This window comes from Metapseudomonas cellulosilytica (assembly GCF_049334135.1).
GTDB lineage: Bacteria > Pseudomonadota > Gammaproteobacteria > Pseudomonadales > Pseudomonadaceae > Metapseudomonas.
The window spans coordinates 56,283-78,879 of sequence record NZ_JBHZGN010000005.1; the positions used below are offsets into that span (position 1 = coordinate 56,283).

Here is a 22,597-nt window from a genome sequence, read left to right on the forward strand (position 1 = left end):
GCGCACCGGTCTGGTTCGGGCGCTATACCGTCGCCCCACATGGGAGCGGCCTCCGTTCAGCCACTGCGCAGCGGTACCGCCTGGGGGTGGATCACTGCGCGTTGGCGCTCCTCGGCGAGGAATTTCATGATGATCGGCGCCACGGTTTCGGCGCGGGTCACGAGAAACAGGTGACCGTCGTCGATCACATGAAGTTCCGCGTTTGGAATGCGCCAGGCCAACAGGCGCATGTTCACCAGTGGAATGATCGGGTCGTCGTCGCCGGCCAGCACCAGGGTTGGCTGGCGAATGCGGTGCAGCCAGTGGATGCTGGTCCAGCCGAGGCCGGCGAAGAGTTGCCAGTAATAGCCCAGTTTGCCGGAGGAGCGCACTTTGGCGGCGTGGGCCATGGCCAGGCTCGGGTCGCGACGGAAGGCGCCACCGTAGATGTCCGGGGCTATGTGGACACCGTAGGACGGCTGGATGTAGCGCCGCGGACTGGCCATGCGCCAGAGCACCTTGGGCTTGCCGGGCACCATGACGGCGCCGGCCGAGGTGGCGGCGAGGATCAGCTTCTTGCAGCGCTCGGGGTAATCGTGGGCGAACTGCTGGGCCAGGGCGCCGCCCCAGGACACGCCGATGGCGCTGACCTGGCCGTAGTCCAGATAGTCCAGCATGCGCGCCGCCATCTTGGCCAGGCTGCAGAAGCGGTAGGGCATGCTCGGGGTCGAGGAACCGCCGACGCCGGGCACATCGAAGGCGATCACCTCCAGGTCCGGGTCCAGCGCCTGGATGAAGGGGAACACCAGTTCGAGGTTGGCGCCGATGCCATTGAAGATCAGCAACGGCGTCATGTGTGACTGGCCGGGGCGGACGGCGGTACGGATGGTCTGGCCGTCCAGCTCGATGGTTCTGAACACGAATGGTAGCGGCATGCGCAGGGCCCTATTGATGATAAAGCCGGCGGAAGCCATCCACGGCTTCCACCGAATCCGCCAGGCTGTGCCTGGCCGCCGCCGGCAATCGCCGACGGCGCGCAGGGCACATCCCGGTGCCAGGGGCAGTGGTGCGCAGGGCGCAGTCTCTCATCGCTCGTGCACGTAAGTGCCGGGCGACGCTTCACCGGCCGGGAAGGCCTTGTTGCCCAGGGTGAAGCTGGCTTTCTTGGTCTTGCCGGAACGCTCGCCGATCCACTGCTGCCAGTGCAGCCACCAGGAGTCGGCGTGCTTGGTGGCGTTCTCCAGCCAGACCTTGGGGTCTGCCGGCATGTCGCTGCTGGTGGAGAAGCGCGCCTTGGGGTTGCCTGGCGGGTTGAGAATGCTCTGGATGTGGCCGCTGTTGGACAGCACGAACTCGCACTTGCCGCCGAGCAGCCGCGCCGAGCGGTAGCAGGCTTCCCAGGGGGTGATGTGGTCAGTGGTGCCAGCCACGCAGTAGAAGTCGGTGGTGACCTGCTTGAGGTCGATGGGCGTACCGCAGACTTCCAGTGCGTTGGGGCGGGTCAGCGGGTTGGTCTTGAACATCTCCACCAGTTCGCCGTGCAGCGCTGCGGGCAGGCGCGTGGTGTCGTTGTTCCAGTAGAGGATGTCGAAGGCCGGCGGCTCGTTGCCCAGCAGGTAGTTGTTGACCCAGTAGTTCCAGATGAGGTCGTTCGGGCGCATCCAGGCGAAGACCTTGGCCATGTCCTTGCCCTCCAGCACGCCGGCCTGGTAGGAGCGGCGCTTGGCGGCTTCCAGGGTCTGCTCGTCGGCAAACAGGGCGACCTGGGTATCGAGGTTGAAGTCGAGGACGCTGACCATCTGGGTGAAGGCGTTGACCTTGTGCTCGCCGATGGCCTGGTAGTGGCCGAGCAGGGCGACCGTGGTGATGCCGCCGGAGCAGGCGCCGAGGATGTTGAGGTCCTTGGCGCCGGTGATCTTCAGGATGACGTCGATGGCTTCCTTGAGGGCGTCGATGTAGGTGGAAAGGCCCCACTCGCGCTGCGCCTTGGTCGGGTTGCGCCAGCTGACGATGAAGGTCTGCAGGCTGTTGCGCAGGCAGAAGCGCGCCAGGCTCTTCTCCGGCGACAGGTCGAAGACATAGAACTTGTTGATCTGCGGCGGCACCACCAGCAGCGGGCGCTCGTGCACGCTCTCGGTAATGGGCTTGAACTGGATCAGCTCCAGCACGTCATTGCGGAACACCACCGCGCCTTCGGTGGTGGCGAGGTTCTTGCCGACCTCGAAGGCAGACGAGTTCACCTGACTGGGCATGCCGCCGTTGTTCACCAGGTCCTTGGCCAGGTGGGAGAGGCCATCCAGCAGGCTCTTGCCGCCGGTCTCGAAGAAGCGCTTGACCGCCGCCGGGTTGGCCATGGTGTTGGTGGGCGCCATGGCTTCGGTCATCAGGTTGACGACGAAGTGGCCGCGGCTGGTGTCCTGTTCCGAGAGGTTGCTCTCTTCGACCCACTTGTGCAGCTCCTTGCGCCAGGCCAGGTAGGTCTGCAGGTAGCGCTTGTACAGGGGGTTCTGGCTCCAGGCCGGGTCATTGAAGCGGCGGTCGTCGGATTCTGGCTGCAGAGCGGACTTGCCGAGCAGTACGTCCTTCAGTTCAAGGCTGAAATGAGCGACGTGCTTTGCACTGTGGAAAGGTTGCTTGATGGCTTGCAACAGCACCATCCGCGCTGAAGACAGCAGGTCCTTGCCGCGGATCCCTATCACCGGATTGAGGTTGAGGGTGTTGTCCGAAGCTTGGTACTGCAGGTCTTCATTGTTCTTGTTGCTCATCTACGACGCTCCATTGTCCTGAGTCGAACAGCGCCCTGGCACAACAGCGCGCTGACTCGCTCGGGTTACCGGGAAGGCGAAGCGAACTTCGCGTATTTCTCTGTATCTGGCGATGCCAAATGCATGGAACCTGCCAGAACTTGGTTACTCGAGTTTGTCAGTTTGCGCAAGTTGGTCGCAGAGAGTTCGCTGCAGCGGGAGTATGTCGCGAGGGTTTAGAAAAATCGCCCTAACCTTGGGCGGTGCGGGCCGGCATGGGGCGCGGCCCGCACTTTTTCAGAGCATCAGCTTGACCACCGATTCGTCGGGGTCGCGGGAGCGACCGGCGGTCGCCAGCTCCTGCAGATAGTCGTTCCACAGCTCTTCCTGACGTGTGGCGAGCTGATAGAGGTAGTCCCAGGTGAACAGGCCGCTGTCGTGGCCGTCATCGAAGGTCAATTTCAGGGCATAGTTGCCGGCGGGTTCGAGCTGGGTCAGGCCGACCCTGAGCTTGCCGTACTGGAGGATGGGCTTGCCATGGCCCTGCACCTCCGCGGAGGGGGAATGCACGCGCAGGAATTCGGCACTGAGGCTGTAGCGCTCATCCGGGCCGTATTCCAGCTCCAGGGTCCTGGAAGCCTTGTGCAGTTTGATGGCGGTGGGAATGCGCATGGGTAGCTCCAAGCCACAAGCCTCAAGCTACAAGTCGAAGCAGGAGTGCTTGCAGCTTGTAGCTTGCAGCTTAGGGCTGTTCTTAAAGGATATAGCGCGACAGGTCTTCGTCCTGTGCCAGCTCGCCGAGGTGGCCGTTGACGTAGGCGGCATCGATGCGGATCGGCGTCTCGTCATGCTGCGCGGCCAGGTCACCGGCGCTGAAGGAGACTTCCTCCAGCAGGCGCTCCAGCAGTGTGTGCAGGCGACGGGCACCGATGTTCTCGGTCTTCTCGTTGACCTGCCAGGCGATCTCGGCCAGGCGCTTGATGCCGTCCGGCGCGAACTCGATGTTCAGGCCCTCGACCTTCAGCAGCGCGGTGTACTGCTCGGTCAGCGAAGCGTGCGGCTCGGTGAGGATGCGCTCGAAATCCTCCGGGGAGAGGGCCTTGAGCTCGACGCGGATCGGCAGGCGGCCCTGCAGTTCCGGCACCAGGTCGCTGGGCTTGGACAGGTGGAAGGCGCCGGAAGCGATGAACAGGATGTGGTCGGTCTTCACCATGCCCAGCTTGGTGTTCACGGTGCAGCCTTCGATCAGCGGCAGCAGGTCGCGCTGCACGCCCTCGCGGGAGACATCGGCGCCACCGACGTTGCCGCGCTTGGCCACCTTGTCGATCTCGTCGATGAAGACGATGCCGTTCTGCTCCACCGCTTCCAGGGCGGCGGCTTTCAACTCTTCCTCGTTGACCAGGCGCGCGGCTTCCTCGTCGCGCACCAGTTTCATGGCTTCCTTGACCTTCAGCTTGCGGGCCTTGCGCTTGCCCTTGCCGAGATTGGAGAACAGGTTCTGCAGCTGGTTGGTCATCTCCTCCATGCCGGGCGGGGCCATGATTTCCACGCCGGCCGGGGATTCGGCCACTTCGATGTCGATTTCCTTGTCATCCAGCTGGCCCTCGCGCAGGCGCTTGCGGAACAGCTGGCGGGTGTTGGAGTCCTCGCGCGGCGGCTCGTCGCCGAAGCCGGTGCGGGCCGGGGGCAGCAGGGCGTCGAGGATGCGCTCTTCAGCGGCGTCCTCGGCGCGGTAGCGCACCTTGTGCATCTCCTGCTCGCGCATCATCTTCACGGCGGCGTCGGCCAGGTCGCGGATGATGGATTCGACGTCACGGCCGACATAGCCCACTTCGGTGAACTTGGTGGCTTCGACCTTGATGAAGGGCGCGTTGGCCAGCTTGGCCAGACGACGGGCGATCTCGGTCTTGCCGACGCCGGTCGGGCCGATCATCAGGATGTTCTTCGGCGTCACCTCGGCGCGCAGCTCGGCCGGCAGTTGCATGCGCCGCCAGCGGTTGCGCAGGGCGATGGCGACGGCGCGCTTGGCGTCGTCCTGGCCAACGATGTGGCGATTGAGTTCGTGGACGATTTCGCGGGGCGTCATGGACATGAAAATTGCTCCAATGCGGGACGGCGGCCTCACTCGGCGCTGTCCAGCTCCTCGATGGTCAGGTTCTGGTTGGTGAACACGCAGATGGAGCCGGCGATGTTCAGGGCGGTCTCGGCCACTTCACGGGCGGACAGCTCGGTGTGTTGCAGCAGCGCCATGGCCGCGGCCTGGGCAAAACCGCCGCCGGAGCCCATGGCGATCAGGCCGTGCTCGGGTTCGACCACGTCGCCGTTGCCGGTGATGATCAGCGAGGCGTCCTTGTTGGCCACCGCCAGCATGGCTTCCAGGCGGCTCAGGGAACGATCGGTACGCCAGTCCTTGGCCAGCTCGACGGCGGCGCGGACGAGATGGCCCTGGTGTTTTTCCAGCTGGCCTTCGAAACGTTCGAACAGGGTGAAGGCGTCTGCGGTGGCGCCGGCGAAACCGGCCAGGACCTGGCCGTGGTAAAGGCGGCGGACCTTGCGGGCGTTGCTCTTCATGACGGTATTGCCGAGGGAAACCTGGCCGTCGCCGCCCATGACGACTTTGCCATTGCGGCGGACTGAAACGATGGTGGTCAAGGGGAGAGTCTCCACGCAGCGGGGCGGAATGCCCGAATGAAGACTCAGATGGGGGGCCGTGCCCGGCTTTTCAACCGGGCACGGTGATTAGCAGCTCAACGGCTCTGCCGCTGCTGCAACAGCAGGTTGCTGAAGCCGCTGCCGGCCAGCTGCTTCTGCGCCGAGGCGAGTTGCTCGCGGTTGGCGAAGGGGCCGACCAGCACGCGATACCAGGTTTCTTCGCGGACGGTGCCGGATTCCACCTGGACGTTCTGTCCGAGCAGGATGATCTGCGCACGCACGCGGTCGGCGTCGTCGCGCTTGCGGAAGGAACCGGCCTGGAGGAAGAACTGGTTGGTGACCGGCGCCTTGGCCACCACCGGCGGCGGAGGCGGTGTCTCACCATTGAGGGCGGCTTGCGCCCGCGCGGCGTCGATCTTCGCGGCTTCCTCCGGGGTGACCGGCTTCTGCTGCGGGGGCGTGGGCGGGGGCGCCTTGGGCACCGCTTCGGGCGGCACTATGACTTCCGATTCCGGCAGCAGGGTGTAGAAGTCGTACTTCGGCTTCACCGGCTCCTGGGAGGGCGTTGTTGGCTTGGCCTGGGTCGGGGCCTTGCCTGCGCTGCCTGCCTCATTGCCGGCCTTGCCGCTGCCGGTGCCGCCGGCGGTGCCGGCCGCAGCCTGCTCGGGTTTGGCGCGGCGGACTTCGTCACGGCCGGGCTCGAGCTTGTTCAGGAACATCACGAAGCCACCGATGACCAGACCGATGGCCAGCCAGACCCAGCCGGGCACCGGTTTCTTGGCCGGCGCCTGGTAGCGGCTGGCCCCGCGCTTGGGTGCAGGTTTCTTTTTCGCCATAGTCCGTTACATGCGTTCCAGGGTTTGCAGGCCGAGCAGTTCCAGGCCTTGCTTGAGGGTGCGGCCGGTCAGCGCGGCGAGGCGCAGGCGGCTTTGTTGGGTCGCCGGGTCCTCGGCGGTGAGGATCGGGCAGTTCTCGTAGAAGCTGGAGAAAAGGCCGGCCAGGTCGTAGAGGTAGGCGCAGAGGATATGCGGCACGCCCTTTTCGGCGACGTTGCCCAGGGTGTCGGCGAATTGCGCCAGTTTGGCGGCCAGGGCCTGCTCCTGCTCGGCGGCGAGGATGATCTGGCCATCCACTTCGCTGTAGTCCTTGCCCAGTTTGCGGAACACGCTGGCCACGCGGGTGTAGGCGTAGAGCAGGTAGGGCGCGGTGTTGCCCTCGAAGCTCAGCATCAGTTCGAAGTTGAAGCTGTAGTCGCTGGTGCGGTGCTTGGACAGGTCGGCGTACTTCACCGCGCCGATGCCCACGGCGCGGGCGATCTGGCGCAGCTCGGCCTCGTCCAACTCGGGGTTCTTGGCCTTGACCAGATCAAAGGCACGCTGTTCGGCTTCGTCCAGCAGGTCGATCAGTTTCACGGTGCCGCCGTCGCGGGTCTTGAACGGGCGGCCGTCGGCGCCGTTCATGGTGCCAAAGCCCATGTGCTCCATCTCGAAGGTGGCGGGCACGAAGCCGGCCAGGCGGGCGCAGGCGAAGACCATCTGGAAGTGCAGGGCCTGGCGCTGGTCGACGAAGTAAAGCGCGCGATCGGCCTTGAGCACGCCGCTGCGGTAGCGGGTGGCGGCCAGGTCGGTGGTGGCGTAGAGGTAGCCGCCACCGGCCTTCTGCACGATCAGCGGCAGGGGGTTGCCTTCGGCATTCTTGAACTCGTCCATGAACACGCAGAGGGCGCCGTCGCTCTCGGTGAGCAGGCCCTTGGCGCGCAGGTCCGCGACCACCTGGGGCAGGTCGTCGTTGTAGGCGCTTTCGCCCTTCACATCGGCCATGGTCAGCTTCACGCCCAGACGGTCGTAGACGGCCTGGCAGTGGCTCAGGGAAATGTCGTTGAAGCGGGTCCACAGGCTCAGGCAGTCGGGATCGCCGGCTTGCAGCTTGACCACCAGCTCGCGGGCGCGGTCGGCGAATTCGCTGGATTCGTCGAAGCGCTTCTTCGCGGCGCGGTAGAAGGATTCCAGGTCGGACAGTTCGGCGTCGCTGCCCACCGGTCGCTCCTGCATGTAGGCCAGCAGCATGCCGAACTGGGTGCCCCAGTCGCCCACGTGGTTCTGGCGGATCACGGTGTCGCCGAGAAACTCGAGGACCCGCGCCACGCCGTCGCCGATGATGGTGGAGCGCAGGTGGCCGACGTGCATTTCCTTGGCCAGGTTCGGCGCCGACAGGTCGACGACCACGCGCTGCTGCGGGCCGTTCTTGCGCACGCCGAGGTGAGCGTCGGCCAGCGCGGCTTCCAGGCGCAGGGCCAGGGCCTGGGTGTTCTGGAAGAAGTTGAGGAAGCCGGGGCCGGCGATTTCCACCTTGGCGACCTGATCGTCCTGGGGCAGGGCTGCGATCAGTTTCTCGGCCAGGTCACGCGGCTTCATGCCGGCGGGTTTGGCCAGCATCATGGCGATGTTGCTGGCGAAATCGCCGTGGCTCTTGTCCTTGGTGTTTTCCACCTGGATAGCCGGGCTGAGGCCCTCGGGCAGCACGCCCTCGCTGGCGAGACGGGTCAGGGCTTGCTGGATCAGCTGGCGAATGGTGTCTTTCATCTTCTGCTCTTCCGGCCGCCCCCAAGAGGGCTGGCGCTGGTTGAAAACTGTGCATTATCGGCGGCCTGCGGCTGCAGCTTCAAGTTTTAAGCGGCGAGCTGCAAGGGCAAAGTTGGTGATATCGGCCGGGTGGTCCGCGCTAGAACAGGTCGATGGGGTCGACATCCAGCGACCAGCGCACCGCGCGGCCTCCGGGCAACTGCTCCAGGGCCTGGCTCCAGGGCGTCAGCAGGCGGTGCAGCGGAGCGCGGGCGCCGGCCTGCAGCAACAACTGCGCGCGGTAGCGGCCGGCGCGACGTTCCATGGGCGCGGGCACCGGACCCAGCAGCTCGACACCGTTGACGCCCATTTCGGCCAATTGCTGCTCGGCTTCGGCGCAGGCGCTGTCGAGGAAATCCTCCGCCTGGCCCGGCTTGTGGGCCTCGGCGCGCAGCAGGGCGAGGTGGGCGAAGGGCGGCAGGCCGGCGGCGCGGCGCTCGGAGAGGGCCTGTTCGGCGAAGGCGAAGTAGCCCTGTTCGGTGAGCTGCACCAGCAGCGGATGCTCGGCCAGGTGGGTCTGGATGATCACCCGGCCCGGTTCCTCGGCGCGCCCGGCCCGGCCGGCGACCTGGACGATCAGCTGGGCCATGCGCTCGCTGGCACGGAAGTCGGCGGAGAACAGGCCGCCGTCGGCATCGAGGATGGCCACCAGGGTGACCTTCGGGAAGTGGTGCCCTTTGGCGAGCATCTGGGTGCCCACCAGGATGCAGGGTTCGCCACGCTGGATGGTGGCGAACAGTTTGTCCATGGCGTCCTTGCGCGAGGTGCTGTCGCGGTCGATGCGCAGCACCGGGGTCTTTGGAAAGAGGATCGCCAGGCGCTCTTCGGCGCGCTCGGTGCCGGCGCCCACGGGACGCAGGTCGACCCGTCCGCAATCGGGGCAGCAGGCCGGCTGGCGCTGGGTGTGGCCGCAATGATGGCAGCGCAGTTCGTTGTAGCGCTGGTGCAGGGTCATGCGCGCGTCGCAGCGCGGGCACTGGCTGATCCAGCCGCAGTCGTGGCACAACAGGGTCGGTGCGAAACCGCGGCGGTTGAGGAATACCAGCACCTGCTGGCCGGCGGCCAGGGTCTGGGCGATGGCCTGCTGCAGCGGCATGGATATGCCGGAGTCCAGCGGCAGGCTTTTCACGTCCAGCCGCAGGAAGCGCGGTTGCCTGGCGCCGCCGGCCCGCTGGGTCAGGCGGAGCAGGCCATAGCGGCCGGCGTGGGCGTTCTGCAGGCTTTCCAGGGAGGGTGTGGCCGAACCCAGCAGGATCGGGATGTTCTCCTGGCGGGCGCGCACCAGGGCCAGGTCGCGGGCGTGGTAGCGCAGACCTTCCTGCTGCTTATAGGAAGCGTCGTGCTCCTCGTCGATGATGATCAGGCCGGGATTCTTCAGTGGGGTGAAGAGTGCCGAACGGGTGCCGATGACGATGTCCGCTTCGCCATCGCGTGCTGCCAACCAGGCGTCCAGGCGCTCGCGGTCATTGACCGCCGAGTGCAGCAGGGCGATCCGCGCATTGAAGCGGCGAGAGAAGCGCTCCAGGGTCTGTGGCCCGAGGTTGATCTCCGGGATCAGCACCAGGGCCTGCTTGCCGGCTTCCAGGGTCTGGCGGATCAGCTGCAGGTAGACCTCGGTCTTGCCGCTGCCAGTGACGCCGGCCAGGAGCAGGGCATTGAAACCGCCGAAGGACGCGTGCACCGCATCGAAGGCGGCGCGCTGTTCCGGGTTCAGCGGTAGCTCCGGCTGGGCCAGCAGCGGGCCGTGGCGATTGCTGGATACGTGGCGGCGCACTTCGACCCGGGCCAGGCCTTTCTCCAGGAGGATGTCGAGGCTGTCCTTGTTCAATTGCAACTGGCCGAGGAGCTGGTGGGGCACGCCATGGGGATGCTGCGCCAGGGTGGCCAGGGCCTGGCGCTGGCGCGGGGCGCGGGCCAGGCGCGGGTCGTCGAGGCTGGCGCCAGGAACGGCGTGCCAGAAACGCTCTTGCCGCGCTTCTGCCTGCTCGCCCTGGCGCAGCAACACCGGCAGCGCCCAGCTCAGGGTGTCGCCCAGGCTGTGTTGGTAGTACTGGGCTGTCCACAGGCACAGCTTGAATAGCGCGGGCGGCAGCAATGGGCGGTTATCCAGCAGCTCCAGGGCGGGCTTGAGCTTGTCCGCCGGCACCTCGCTGCGGTCGGCCAGTTCCACCAGCACGCCGATGATCTCGCGGCGGCCGAAGGGTACCCGCAGGCGCACCCCGGGCTGCAGCGCGGCGAGGGGCGCGCCAGCCGGCGCGCGGTAGTCGAACAGGCGGCGCAGGGGCGAGGGCAGGGCGAGGCGCAGGATGGGGGCGTCGGGCACGCTGGCGATCCCTTCGGAAAAGGCGCGATCTTAACATGCCGCCGTGCGACAGCCGGCGCGGCCAGCGGGTTGCATCGCCCCATCACTCTGGTATCATCCGCCGCCTGTTTCCGTGCGGTACTCGACATAGGGTCGGGTGGCGGCACGCCAGACCTGAGGATCATGCAATGAAACCGGAAATCCATCCCGAATACGTCGCGATCGAAGCTACCTGCAGCTGCGGCAACGTCATCAAGACCCGCTCCACCATCGGCAAGAACATCAGCCTCGACGTGTGCTCCGAGTGCCACCCGTTCTACACCGGCAAGCAGAAGGTCCTGGACACCGGCGGCCGTATCGATCGCTTCAAGCAGCGTTTCGGCGTGTTCGGCTCCAAGTAAGAGCCCGAACAGCCCGGGAAGGCCGAGTGGCCAAGTCCCCGCTGACGAAAAAGGCGCCTCTAGCAGGCGCCTTTTTCTTTTTTCTGGGCCTGAGTTTCTCCCTTCAGGCCGCCTGCCCGGTTCCGGGCAAGCTTCCTACTTTCAAAGTCCGGCAGGTCGTCGACGGCGACACGTTGCGCCTGGTCGATGGCCGAAGTGTTCGCCTGATCGGTCTGAATGCGCCCGAGCTTGCGCGCAAGGGGCGGCCGGCAGAACCCTACGCCGAGGCGGCGCGTCAGCGCCTCCAGCAATTGGTGCAGTCCAGTGGAGGGCGTGTGGGGCTGCGACCCGGACGCGAGCCGAAGGACAGATACGGCCGCAGCCTGGCGCATCTCTATGACGATCGCGGGCGAAATCTGGAAGAGCGCCTGCTTGCCGACGGCCTGGGTTTTCGCGTTGTCATCGCGCCCAACGCTGCGTTGGGCGATTGCCATGCTGCCGCCGAGCGCGAGGCCCGTCGGGCTGGTCGTGGCCTTTGGCGCAGGCCGCCCCAGCAAGCGCCCTGGCAGTTGCGTCAGTCCGGTTTCGCGCTGGTGCAGGGGCGGGTGGCCCGGGTCGAGCGCAACCGCGGCGGGCTCTGGTTGCAGCTGGATGGGCCGCTGGTGCTGCGGGTCGAACCGAAGCGGCTGCGCCAGTTCGATGTCGCGCTCCTGGAGCGTCTGGTGGGCCAGCGGCTGGAGGTTCGGGGCTGGGTGATTGACCGCGCGCAAGGGCGCGGCGTAAATACTGGGAAATCCCGCTGGATGCTTCCGTTGACCCATCCCGCAATGCTCGAGGTGCTTCGATGAAATGGCCCGCGCTCAGTCTGGCGCTGCTGCTGGCTCCTTCCCTCCTGGCCGGTTGTGCGGTCAATCCAGCCACCGGCCGCACCAACTTCGTGATGATGAGCGAAAAGCAGGAGCTCGATCTTGGCCGTCGCTACAACCAGGAGATCGCCAAGCAGAATCCGCGCTACGCCGACGAGAAGCTCCAGGCCTATGTCCAGCAGGTGGGGCAGCGGATCGCCAGTCATAGCCACCGCAACAACATTCCCTATCAATTCACTGTGGTGGATTCGCCGGACATCAATGCCTTCGCCCTGCCGGGCGGCTACATCTATATCCACCGCGGCCTGCTGGCCTACTTGAATTCGGAGGCCGAGCTCGCCGCTGTGCTTGGGCACGAAGTGGGGCATGTCACCGCGCGCCACAGCGTGCAGCAGCAGAGTCAGTCCACCGCGTGGAACGTCCTTGGGCAGGCGGTGGCCATCGGCACCGGCGTCGGCGCTGCCGGAGACCTGACCAATGTGCTGGGGACCGCCTTCGTGCGCGGCTATGGGCGCGACATGGAGTTGGAGGCCGATGGCCTGGGCGCCCAGTACCTGGAGCGCAGCGGCTACGATCCGCAGGCCATGATCGAGGTGGTCAAGGTGCTGAAGAACCAGGAAGACTTCGCCCGCGACCAGGCTCGGCGCAAGGGGCAGGCGGAGCCGCCGTCGGGTTATCACGGCCTGTTCGACACCCACCCGGACAATGACCAGCGCCTGCAGCAGGTGGTCGGTCCGGCCAAGGCACTGGCCGGCGGCAATCAGGTGGTCAATCGGGAGGCCTTCCTCAAGCAGTTGGAGGGGCTGCCCTTTGGCGATTCAGCGGAAACCGGGGTGCGCCGCGGCCAGGATTTCTACCACGCGGGGCTGGATTTCACCCTGCATTTCCCGGATGGCTGGGGCCTGGTCAACCGCCCCGATGCGGTGATCACCCATAGCGCCGACCAGCAGGCCTTCGTCGCCATGAGCCTGGACGGGCGCAAGCCCGACCTGGCTCCGGCCGATTATCTGCGGAAGAAGGCCGGCGGGCAGCGCCTCTCCATGGAGGAGTCGCTGCAACAGGCCGGCCTGCAGGGTGCCACCGCGGTGCTGCCGGGAAATCCGGCGCGGCGCGTGGCGGTGATCTACAAGGACGACAAGGCCTATCTCTTCGTTGGGGCGATCCGCAATCGTGCGTCCCTGGAAACCCAGGACAATAATTTCCTGGCGGTGATCAGAAGCTTTCGGCCCATGAAGAAGGAAGAGCTGGCCCTGGCCCAGCCGCTGCGCCTGCATCTGATCCAGGCGAAGCCCGGCCAGACCGTCGCCAGTCTGGTGCGGGAGAGCAAGTTGCCGGGGTCCGAATCTGACTTGGAAAATCGTATCCGATTACTGAATAATTTGTATCCAATCGGTGAGCCAAAGCCAGGGGATTGGCTTAAAGTCGTACGTTAGAGGGGTTGACGCCGGGTGACTGAACGGTCTTGTTAGCCCCCCGCATCTTGCGTATGCTCGCCCGTCACGTCTGTCACAAGCAAAAGCGGAAATGCCAAAATGTCTGATCTGAAAACGGCCGCTCTCGAATACCATGCCCAACCCCGCCCCGGGAAACTCAGCGTCGAGCTGACCAAGCCGACCGCCACCGCCCGCGACCTGTCGCTGGCCTACAGCCCGGGCGTCGCCGAGCCGGTACGCGAAATCGCGCGTGATCCTGAGCTGGCCTTCAAGTACACCGGCAAGGGCAACCTGGTAGCAGTCATTTCCGATGGCACCGCGATCCTCGGCCTGGGTAACCTCGGCCCGCTGGCCTCCAAGCCGGTAATGGAAGGCAAGGGCGTGCTGTTCAAGCGCTTCGCCGGCATCGACGTGTTCGACATCGAAGTCGATGCCGAAAGCCCTCAGGCCTTCATCGACACCGTCAAGCGCATTTCCATCACCTTCGGCGGCATCAACCTTGAAGACATCAAGGCGCCCGAATGCTTCGAGATCGAGCGCACCCTGATCGAGCAGTGCGATATCCCGGTATTCCACGATGACCAGCACGGTACCGCCATCGTGACCGCCGCCGGCATGCTCAATGCGCTGGAAATCGCTGGCAAGACCCTGGCCGAAGCCAGGATCGTCTGCCTCGGCGCCGGCGCTGCCGCCATCTCCTGCATGAAACTGCTGGTGAGCATGGGTGCCAAGGTCGAGAACATCTTCATGATCGACCGCAAGGGCGTGATCCACGCCGGCCGTGACGACCTGAACCAGTACAAGGCGGTATTCGCCCACGAGACCGACAAGCGCACCCTGTCCGAAGCCCTGGATGGCGCGGACGTGTTCGTCGGCCTGTCCGGTGCCAACCTGCTGAGCCCGGAAGACCTCAAGCGCATGGCGGCCAACCCGATCGTCTTCGCCTGCTCGAACCCGGACCCGGAAATCAAGCCGGAGCTGGCCCACGAGACCCGCAACGACGTGATCATGGCCACCGGTCGTTCCGACTACCCGAACCAGGTCAACAACGTGCTGGGCTTCCCCTTCATCTTCCGCGGTGCCCTGGACGTGCGCGCCACCCGCATCAACGAAGAGATGAAGATCGCCGCGGCCAACGCTCTGCGCGACCTGGCCAAGCTGCCGGTGCCGAAGGACGTCTGCGACGCCTACGGCGTGGCATCCCTGGAGTTCGGCCGCGAGTACATCATTCCGAAGCCGATGGACAAGCGCCTGATCACCGTCGTATCCGATGCCGTGGCCAAGGCCGCCATCGAGTCCGGCGTGGCGACCCTGCCTTATCCGAAACACTATCCGCTGAAGTCGGTGGACGACGTGTTCAACGGCTAAGCCGAGACCCAACAAAAAGCCCCGCAATCGCGGGGCTTTTTGTTGGGTGCCAGTTGCTCAGAACAGGTCGATGGGCGCGGCCTCGTCGGCTGGCAGCGGGCTGCCGGGGACGGCCAGTCCGGGCTCGAATTCGCTCATGGGCGGCGGCGTGTCTTCGCTCTTGAACAGTTCGAAGAAGGCATCCGGCGTACCCGGACTGGCCGCCCGACCGCTGAGCGGGTCGATGCGCAGGGTCAGCAGGCCGGCGGGCTCCGGCTGGACATGGGCCGGCTTGTCCTTCAAGGCAGCGCTCATGTAGTTCATCCAGATCGGCAGTGCCACGGTTCCGCCGTATTCGTGGCGGCCCAGGCTTTCCGGCTGGTCGAAGCCGACCCAGACCGTGGTGACGTAGTCGGCGTTGTAGCCGGAGAACCAGCTGTCCTTGGACTCGTTGGTGGTCCCGGTCTTGCCGGCGATGTCGCTGCGGCCCATGGACATGGCGCGGCGGCCGGTGCCGCGCTTGATCACATCCTGCAGCATGCTGTTGAGGATGTAGGTGGTGCGCGGGTCGAGGATGCGCTCGGCGACGGCAGGGGATTGCCCATGGGGCGCTGCGGCATCGGCTGAGGCGAGCAGGGTATCCGGCGCTGCGCTGGCCTGCGCGACCTCGTTGGGGTGGGTCTCGCCCTGGGGGACTCGCGGCGGGTTGGCGGAGAACAGGATCTTGCCGTCACGGCTCTCGATGCGCTCGATCAGGTAGGGCTGCACCTTGTAGCCGCCGTTGGCGAAGGTGCTCCAGCCGCCGGCGATCTCCAGCGGAGTCAGGTTGGCGGTGCCCAGGGCCAGGGACAGGTTGCGTGGCAGGTCGTCCTTGTTGAAGCCGAAGCGGCTGACGTAGTTCAGTGCGTAGTCGATACCGATGGCCTGGAGCACGCGGATCGACACCAGGTTGCGCGATTTGTACAGGGCTTCCCGCAGGCGGATCGGGCCGAGGAAGGTGTTGTTGTCGTTCTTCGGTCGCCAGGCTTCTTCCATGCCGGCTTCCTGGAAGACGATAGGGGCGTCGTTGACCAGGCTGGCGGCAGTGAAGCCGTTGTCCAGGGCGGCGGCATAAAGGAAGGGCTTGAAGCTGGAGCCCGGTTGGCGCTTGGCCTGGGCGGCGCGGTTGTAGTTGCTCTGCTCGAAGGAGAATCCGCCCACCAGGGCACGGATCGCACCATCGTTCGGATCCAGGGAGACCAGGGCGCTCTGCGCGGCCGGGAGCTGGACGAAGCGCAGGCTGCCATCGGCCTGGCGCTGCACGCGGACCAGGTCGCCGACCTGGGCGACGTCGGCGGGCCGCTGTGGGCGTGGGCCGAGGCTGTTGGTATTGAGGAAGGGGCGGGCCCATTTCATGCTGTCCCAGCTCACGGCTTCTTCCTGGCCGCTGCGGGTCAGGACCAGGATGCCGCTCTTCTCGACCTGGGTGACGATGGCCGGTTCCAGGCCGCCCAGGGATTTCTGCTTGGCCAGTTCCTGCAGCCAGGTTTCCTTGGTCATCCCGGGCAGGCGCGTTTCCGGGCCGCGGTAGCCGTGGCGCTCGTCGTAGCCGATCAGCCCCTCGCGCAGGGCGCTGTTGGCCACTTCCTGAAGGTCGCTGGGCACGGTGGTGGTCACGCGGAAGCCTTCGGTGTAGGCGTCGCTGCCGTAGCGGCCGACCATTTCGGCGCGGGCCATCTCGGCGATATAGGGAGCGGCCAGCTCCGGGGTGGGGACGTGGTAGCTGGCGTCGATCGGTTCGTTGACGGCCTGCTGGTAGCGGGCTTCGTCGATGCGGCCCAGCTTGTACATGCGGCCGAGGATCCAGTCGCGGCGCTCCTTGCTGCGGGTCGGGTTGACCAGCGGGTTGAAGCGCGAGGGCGCCTTGGGCAGGCCGGCGATCATGGCCATCTGCGCCAGGCTGATCTCGCGGATGGACTTGCCGTAGTAGACCTGGGCGGCGGCCTCGATACCGTAAGCGCGGTTACCGAGGTAGATCTTGTTCACATAAAGTTCAAGAATCTCGTCTTTGCTGAGTTCCCGTTCAATTTGCAGGGCCAGCAATATTTCATTGATCTTGCGGGAGAAACTTCTTTCGCTGGTGAGGAAGTAGTTCTTCGCCACCTGCATGGTGATGGTGCTACCGCCTGTCTGGATGTGCCCGGTCTTCAATAATTGCGTGGCAGCGCGCATCAGGCTGGTCACGTCGACGCCATAATGGTTGGCGAAATTGTCGTCCTCGGCGGCCAGCAGTGCCTGGATGAAGTCCGGCGGGATGTCGGCGAAACGCACGGGCGAGCGGCGCATCTCGCCGAACTCGGCAATCAGCTTGCCATCACTGCTGTAGACGCGCAGGGGGATCTGCAGCTGGATCCGGCGCAGCGAATCGACCGACGGAAGGCTGGGGCTAAGATAGAGGTAGGCACCGCTGAAACTGAGCAACAGGCCACAGAAAACGGCGACGAAAGACCACCCGAAGAACTTCAACAGACGCATCAAGGCTTGTGGATTTCCAGGCAAAAGAATGAGTTAAACGGAAGACAATGATAAAAGGCAAAAACCGATCACATTATAAGCGTTTTTTTTCCGGGGGAGCCATTTGCGCTTCTGTCAAGACTGCTATTTAATGTGAAAAAACATAAATCGTCCGTAAGTCTCGGACGCTGATAGGAAATCGGTCGTGCTAGGGCTCTTCAATAAGAAAGCGAATTCGCTGTTGGGGATCGACATCAGCTCGACCTCAGTCAAGCTCCTTGAATTGAGTCGCTCGGGAAGCCGCTTCAAGGTGGAGTCCTACGCGGTCGAGCCTCTCCCGCCCAACGCGGTGGTCGAGAAGAACATCGCCGAGCTGGAAGGCGTGGGGCAGGCGCTTTCCAGGGTGGTCACCAAGGCGCGAACCGGGGCCAAGGCCGCCGCCGTTGCGGTGGCCGGTTCGGCGGTCATCACCAAGACCATAGAGATGGAAGCCGGTCTCTCCGATGACGAGATGGAGAACCAGCTGAAAATCGAGGCCGACCAGTACATTCCTTACCCGCTGGAAGAAGTGGCCATCGACTTCGAGGTTCAAGGTCCGTCCGTGCGTAACCCGGAGCGGGTCGATGTGCTGCTGGCCGCTTGTCGGAAGGAAAACGTCGAGGTGCGCGAGGCCGCCCTGGCCCTGGCCGGGCTCAATGCCAAGGTGGTCGACGTCGAAGCCTATGCCCTGGAGCGCGCGTATTCGCTGCTTTCGGCCCAGTTGGGGGAGGCGCACGATGAGCTCACCGTTGCGGTCGTCGACATCGGCGCGACCATGACCACCCTCAGCGTGCTGCACAACGGCCGCACCATCTATACCCGCGAACAACTGTTCGGCGGTCGCCAGTTGACCGAGGAGATCCAGCGCCGCTACGGTCTCTCCGTCGAAGAAGCTGGCCTTGCGAAGAAGCAGGGTGGTCTTCCGGATGACTACGACAGCGAGGTTCTGCAACCGTTCAAGGATGCGGTCGTTCAGCAGGTATCCCGTTCGCTGCAGTTCTTCTTCGCCGCGGGCCAGTTCAACGATGTCGACTACATCCTGCTGGCGGGTGGCACCGCGTCCCTTCCTGACCTGGATCGCCTGATCCAGCAGAAGATCGGCACGCCGACCCTGGTCGCCAATCCCTTCGCCGACATGGCGCTGAGCAGCAAGGTCAACGCCGGTGCGCTGGCCAGTGATGCACCTGCACTGATGATTGCCTGCGGCCTGGCGATGAGGAGTTTCGACTGATGGCACGCATCAACCTACTCCCTTGGCGCGAGCAGCTGCGAGAGGAGCGCAAGCAGCGCTTCCTGGTGGCGCTGGGCGCCGTCCTGGCGCTGGGGGCCGTCACGGTGTTCCTCGGTGACCAGTACCTGAAGAGCGCCATCGAGAACCAGCAGGCGCGCAATGATTTCGTGCGTAAGGAAATCGCTGTCCTGGATGCCCGGATCAAGGAGATCAGCGAGCTGAAGACCCGCCGCCAGCAGTTGCTGGAGCGGATGAAGATCATCCAGGACCTGCAGGGCAACCGCCCGATCATCGGTCGCGTGTTCGACCAATTGGTGCGGACCCTGCCGGACGGTGTCTTCTTCACCGGGCTAAAGATGAGCGGAAAGAACATCGCCATCATCGGTGCCGCCGAGTCCAACAACCGCGTGTCCAACCTGATGCGCAACCTGGATGCCTCCGAGTGGCTGATGGCGCCCAATCTGACGGAGGTCAAGGCGGTCACCGCCGGTGCCATCGATCAGGCCAACGTCTTCCAGCTCACTGTGCAACAGACCCAGCCTGGTTCCGAGGAACAGGTCGGCAAGCCAGGTGCTGCAAATAGTGCCGCCGCCAACCAAGGAGCCGCGAAATGAGTTTCTCCGACTCCCTCGAAAGCCTGCGCAAGATCGACCTGGCGGATCTGGATTTCAATAACCTTGGTTCCTGGCCCATTGCGGTCAAGGTCATCAGCTGCATCCTGCTGTTGGTGGTGGTTCTGGCGCTGGGCTACAACTTCCACCTGAAGGATCTCGAAGCGCAGCTGGATTCCCAGCGCGCCGAAGAAGAGACGTTGAAGCAGCAGTTTTCCACCAAGGCCTTCCAGGCCGCCAACCTGGAGGCCTACAAGGAGCAGATGAAGGAGATGGAAACCTCCTTCGGCGCCTTGCTGCGCCAGTTGCCCAGCGACACAGAGGTTCCCGGGCTGCTGGAGGACATCACCCGCACCGGCCTGGGCAGCGGCCTGGAGTTCGAGGAGATCAAACTGCTCCCCGAGGTCACCCAGCAGTTCTACATCGAGCTGCCGATCCAGATCTCGGTAGTGGGCGGGTATCATGACCTGGCCACCTTCGTCAGCGGCGTGGCCAGTCTGCCGCGGATCGTCACCCTGCATGACTTCGAGATCAAGCCGGTCTCCGAGGACAGTGCCTCCAAGCTGCATATGTCGATCCTGGCCAAGACCTATCGCTACAACGACAAGGGACTGCAGAAATGAGTAGTGCTCGCGCCCGATTGGCGTTCTGTGCCCTGATCCTGGCCAGCCTCTCCGGTTGCGGTGTCGGCGACGACTTCAGCGACCTGCAGGCCTACATGGACGAGGTGCGTGCCCGTCCCAAGGGGGCCATCGAGCCTCTGCCGAAATTCCAGCCCTACGAGGCCTTCACCTACAGTGCTGCGGCATTGCGCAGCCCCTTCCAGCCACCGGTCAAGATCGACCTGGCCCAGCAGCAGAAGGGTTCCAAGGACATCCATCCGGACGAAACGCGGGTCAAGCAGTTCCTCGAGGGCTTCAATATCGAGTCCTTCGAGATGGTGGGCACCTTGTCCAACACCGCGGGGACCTTCGCCCTGATCAGTGGTGCAGGAGGGGTGCACCGGGTCAAGGTGGGCGATTACCTGGGACGCAACCATGGCCGCATCGTCGCGATCGACGAAGCCCGCGTCGATGTGGTTGAGATCGTCCCGGACGGGGAAGGCGGATGGCTGGAGCGTCCGCGTAGTCTCGCGCTCAAGGAGCGCTCTTGAGGGCGAGGTCAACCGATGAAGAATAACTACCGGTCTGCACAACGGAACCAGATGATGAAAACCTCGCTATCGCGCCTTGGTATCACGCTATTGGCCGCCCTGCTGTCGCCCGCGTTGCTGGCTGCGAACCTGCAGGCACTGGATGTCGCGGCCCTGCCGGGTGACCGGGTCGAGCTCAAACTGGGGTTCGACGAGCCGGTGGCGGCGCCGCGTGGCTACACCATCGAGCAGCCGGCGCGTATCGCCCTGGACCTGCCGGGCGTGACCAACAAGCTCGGCAGCAAGAACCGCGAACTGGGGGTGGGCAATGCCCGCAGCCTGACCGTGGTCGAAGCCAAGGATCGCACCCGACTGATCATCAACCTGTCCACCCTGGTGCCTTACAGCACCCGTGTGGATGGTCGTAACCTCTATGTCCTGGTGGGCGATGCCGCTTCCGCAGCGGCCGCGCCTCGCCCCGTTTCCACCGCGCCGGCCCCGGTGGCCGCTCCCCTGGCCGCTGCGCAACCGGTCAAGAGCTATTCCCGCGCCAGTCGTGCGATCGAGAACATCGACTTCCAGCGTGGCGAGCAGGGGGAGGGCAATGTGGTCATCACCCTGTCCGATCCCAGCGTCAGTCCGGACATCCAGGAGCAGGGCGGCAAGATTCGCCTGGACTTCTCCAAGACCCAGCTGCCCGAACCCCTGCGCGTGCGCCTGGACGTGAAGGACTTCGCGACGCCGGTGCAGTTCGTCAGTGCCGCGGGCACCGGCAGCAATGCCAGCATCAGCATCGAGCCTACCGGCTTCTACGACTACCTGGCCTACCAGACCGACAACAAGCTGACCGTGAGCGTCAAGCCGCTGTCCCAGGATGACGTCGAGAAACGCAAGACCGAGCGTTTCGCCTATTCCGGCGAGAAGCTGTCGCTGAACTTCCAGGACATCGACGTGCGCTCGGTGCTGCAGCTGATCGCCGACTTCACCGATCTCAACCTGGTCGCTTCGGACACCGTGGAAGGCAACATCACCCTGCGCCTGCAGAATGTGCCCTGGGACCAGGCGCTGGACCTGGTGCTGAAGACCAAGGGCCTGGACAAGCGCAAGGTGGGTAACGTGCTGCTGGTCGCTCCGGCCGACGAGATCGCCGCCCGCGAGCGCCAGGAGCTGGAATCCCAGAAGCAACTGGCCGAGCTGGCACCCCTGCGCCGCGAGCTGATCCAGGTGAACTACGCCAAGGCGTCGGATATCGCCAAGCTGTTCCAGTCCGTCACCAGCGGTGAGCCGAATGCCGCCGGTGCCGACGAGCGCGGCTCGATCACGGTCGACGACCGCACCAACAGCATCATTGCCTACCAGACCCAGGACAAGCTGGACGAGCTGCGTCGCATCGTCACCCAGCTGGATATCCCGGTGCGCCAAGTGATGATCGAGGCGCGCATCGTCGAAGCCAACGTCGACTACGACAAGGCGCTGGGCGTCCGCTGGGGCGGGGCCGTCACCAACGGCAACTTCGCCCTGTTCGGCAAGGACGGCAATATCGGCATCGGCGACGACGAGGGTGCCAGCTGCGGTCCCTTCGCTGGCAACTGTACCCTGCCGGTCACCGACAACGATTCGCCCACCCCCTTCGTCGACCTTGGGGCTGCCAACGCCACCTCCGGCCTGGGCATCGGCTTCGTCTCCAACCACGCGATTCTCGACCTTCAGCTTTCGGCCATGGAAAAGAGCGGCAACGGCGAGATCGTTTCGCAGCCCAAGGTGGTCACTGCCGACAAGGAAACCGCGAAGATCCTCAAGGGCTCCGAGATTCCTTACCAGGAAGCCAGCTCCAGCGGTGCCACCAGCACCTCCTTCAAGGAAGCGGCGCTGTCCCTGGAAGTGACTCCGCAGATTACGCCGGACAACCGCATCATCATGGAGGTCAAGGTGACCAAGGATGCGCCGGACTTCGCCAATGCCCTGAACGGCGTGCCGCCGATCAACAAGAACGAGGTCAATGCCAAGGTCCTGGTCAATGATGGGGAGACCATCGTCATCGGTGGCGTCTTCTCCAACACCCAGATCAAGGCGGTCGACAAGGTGCCTTTCCTCGGCGATCTGCCGTTCCTTGGTCGGATATTCCGTCGTGACGTGGTCCAGGACAAGAAATCCGAGCTGTTGGTATTCCTCACTCCGCGTATCATGAACAGCCAGGCCATTGCTGTGAGTCGTTGATTGCGGTGCGAAATCTGATATTGATCGGCCCGATGGGGGCAGGAAAAAGCACCATCGGGCGTTTACTTGCCAAAGAGCTACGTCTTCCTTTCAAGGACTCCGATAAGGAAATCGAACAGCGTACCGGGGCGGACATCCCGTGGATCTTCGACGTCGAGGGGGAGCAGGGGTTTCGAGATCGCGAACAGGCGATGATCGAGGAGCTCTGCGGGCACGACGGCGTCGTCCTGGCCACGGGCGGAGGCGCGGTGCTGCGCCCGGCCAATCGCCAGGCGCTGCGCGGTGGCGGCCGGGTCGTCTATCTGCACACGTCGGTGGATCAACAGATAGAGCGCACCTCCCGCGACCGCAATCGGCCACTGTTGCGTTCGGCCAACCCGGGCCAGGTCCTGCGCGATCTGATGGCGATTCGCGATCCGCTGTATCGCGAGATTGCCGACATCATCATCGAGACGGACGAGCGGCCGCCGCGCATGGTGGTGCAAGAGATACTGGCGCGCCTGCAGAAACTTCCGCCCCGTTAAAGCGCGGGCGGAACTGCGCTATCCTT

General features: G+C 64.6%; 19 protein-coding genes. 10 read left to right on the forward strand and 9 right to left on the reverse strand.

Annotated elements, in window-relative coordinates; genetic code table 11:
* Window positions 1-56 precede the first annotated feature (56 nt).
* From phaZ to ACFW0H_RS08000, 8 genes are all read right to left on the reverse strand, one after another.
* Window positions 57-914, reverse strand: a complete 858-nt coding sequence (phaZ, locus tag ACFW0H_RS07965; protein WP_422913356.1) for a poly(3-hydroxyalkanoate) depolymerase — start codon at window positions 912-914, stop codon at window positions 57-59.
* Between the two features lie 150 nt (window positions 915-1,064).
* Entirely contained in the window at window positions 1,065-2,744 is a 1,680-nt protein-coding gene (gene phaC, locus ACFW0H_RS07970; protein ID WP_422913357.1) for a class II poly(R)-hydroxyalkanoic acid synthase, read from the reverse strand.
* Between the two features lie 276 nt (window positions 2,745-3,020).
* The gene (locus ACFW0H_RS07975; RefSeq protein ID WP_422913358.1) at window positions 3,021-3,395 is read right to left on the reverse strand and encodes a gamma-butyrobetaine hydroxylase family protein; all 375 of its coding nucleotides are present in this window, start codon (window positions 3,393-3,395) and stop codon (window positions 3,021-3,023) included.
* Between the two features lie 82 nt (window positions 3,396-3,477).
* Entirely contained in the window at window positions 3,478-4,815 is a 1,338-nt protein-coding gene (gene hslU, locus ACFW0H_RS07980) for an HslU--HslV peptidase ATPase subunit (RefSeq protein WP_422913359.1), read from the reverse strand.
* 29 nt (window positions 4,816-4,844) lie between these two features.
* Window positions 4,845-5,375, reverse strand: coding sequence for an ATP-dependent protease subunit HslV (hslV, locus tag ACFW0H_RS07985; protein WP_422913360.1), 531 nt, complete (start codon window positions 5,373-5,375; stop codon window positions 4,845-4,847).
* 95 nt (window positions 5,376-5,470) lie between these two features.
* Window positions 5,471-6,211, reverse strand: a complete 741-nt coding sequence (locus tag ACFW0H_RS07990; protein ID WP_422913361.1) for an SPOR domain-containing protein — start codon at window positions 6,209-6,211, stop codon at window positions 5,471-5,473.
* Between the two features lie 6 nt (window positions 6,212-6,217).
* Window positions 6,218-7,957: an arginine--tRNA ligase gene (gene argS / locus ACFW0H_RS07995; RefSeq protein ID WP_422913362.1), complete on the reverse strand. Its 1,740-nt coding sequence runs from the start codon at window positions 7,955-7,957 to the stop codon at window positions 6,218-6,220.
* Between the two features lie 139 nt (window positions 7,958-8,096).
* Complete coding sequence (locus tag ACFW0H_RS08000; RefSeq protein WP_422913363.1) at window positions 8,097-10,319, reverse strand: primosomal protein N'; 2,223 nt, start codon at window positions 10,317-10,319, stop codon at window positions 8,097-8,099.
* A 167-nt stretch (window positions 10,320-10,486) separates the two neighbouring features.
* Here ACFW0H_RS08000 and rpmE point away from each other — a divergent pair, with 167 nt between their 5' ends.
* From rpmE to ACFW0H_RS08020, 4 genes are all read left to right on the forward strand, one after another.
* A complete protein-coding gene (gene rpmE / locus ACFW0H_RS08005) occupies window positions 10,487-10,699 on the forward strand; it encodes a 50S ribosomal protein L31 (protein ID WP_422913364.1) in 213 nt (70 codons plus the stop codon).
* Window positions 10,700-10,725: 26 nt separating this feature from the next.
* Window positions 10,726-11,526, forward strand: coding sequence for a thermonuclease family protein (locus ACFW0H_RS08010; protein WP_422913365.1), 801 nt, complete (start codon window positions 10,726-10,728; stop codon window positions 11,524-11,526).
* On the forward strand, window positions 11,523-12,977 hold the full coding sequence (locus tag ACFW0H_RS08015) for a M48 family metalloprotease (protein ID WP_422913366.1): 1,455 nt from the start codon (window positions 11,523-11,525) through the stop codon (window positions 12,975-12,977). The genes ACFW0H_RS08010 and ACFW0H_RS08015 overlap by 4 nt, the downstream gene beginning before the upstream one ends.
* A 99-nt stretch (window positions 12,978-13,076) precedes the next feature.
* Window positions 13,077-14,345 carry a malic enzyme-like NAD(P)-binding protein gene (locus ACFW0H_RS08020; protein ID WP_422913367.1) on the forward strand — a complete coding sequence of 423 codons (1,269 nt, stop codon included), beginning with the start codon at window positions 13,077-13,079 and terminating at the stop codon, window positions 14,343-14,345.
* A gap of 57 nt (window positions 14,346-14,402) precedes the next feature.
* Here ACFW0H_RS08020 and ACFW0H_RS08025 read toward each other — a convergent pair whose 3' ends face one another.
* The gene (locus tag ACFW0H_RS08025; RefSeq protein WP_459077291.1) at window positions 14,403-16,841 is read right to left on the reverse strand and encodes a penicillin-binding protein 1A; all 2,439 of its coding nucleotides are present in this window, start codon (window positions 16,839-16,841) and stop codon (window positions 14,403-14,405) included.
* A 181-nt stretch (window positions 16,842-17,022) separates the two neighbouring features.
* Here ACFW0H_RS08025 and ACFW0H_RS08030 point away from each other — a divergent pair, with 181 nt between their 5' ends.
* The 6 genes from ACFW0H_RS08030 to aroK are packed head-to-tail and all read left to right on the forward strand — an operon-like array spanning window position 17,023 to window position 22,571.
* Window positions 17,023-18,087, forward strand: a complete 1,065-nt coding sequence (locus ACFW0H_RS08030) for a pilus assembly protein PilM (protein ID WP_422913369.1) — start codon at window positions 17,023-17,025, stop codon at window positions 18,085-18,087.
* Complete coding sequence (pilN, locus tag ACFW0H_RS08035; protein ID WP_422913370.1) at window positions 18,087-18,701, forward strand: type 4a pilus biogenesis protein PilN; 615 nt, start codon at window positions 18,087-18,089, stop codon at window positions 18,699-18,701. The genes ACFW0H_RS08030 and pilN overlap by 1 nt, the downstream gene beginning before the upstream one ends.
* A complete protein-coding gene (pilO, locus tag ACFW0H_RS08040; protein ID WP_422913371.1) occupies window positions 18,698-19,321 on the forward strand; it encodes a type 4a pilus biogenesis protein PilO in 624 nt (207 codons plus the stop codon). The genes pilN and pilO overlap by 4 nt, the downstream gene beginning before the upstream one ends.
* Window positions 19,318-19,851, forward strand: a complete 534-nt coding sequence (gene pilP / locus ACFW0H_RS08045) for a type 4a pilus biogenesis lipoprotein PilP (RefSeq protein ID WP_422913372.1) — start codon at window positions 19,318-19,320, stop codon at window positions 19,849-19,851. Before pilO ends, pilP begins: the two co-directional genes overlap by 4 nt.
* Before the next feature lie 54 nt (window positions 19,852-19,905).
* On the forward strand, window positions 19,906-22,047 hold the full coding sequence (gene pilQ, locus ACFW0H_RS08050; RefSeq protein ID WP_422913373.1) for a type IV pilus secretin PilQ: 2,142 nt from the start codon (window positions 19,906-19,908) through the stop codon (window positions 22,045-22,047).
* A 5-nt stretch (window positions 22,048-22,052) separates the two neighbouring features.
* Window positions 22,053-22,571: a shikimate kinase AroK gene (gene aroK / locus ACFW0H_RS08055; RefSeq protein WP_422913374.1), complete on the forward strand. Its 519-nt coding sequence runs from the start codon at window positions 22,053-22,055 to the stop codon at window positions 22,569-22,571.
* Window positions 22,572-22,597 lie beyond the last annotated feature (26 nt).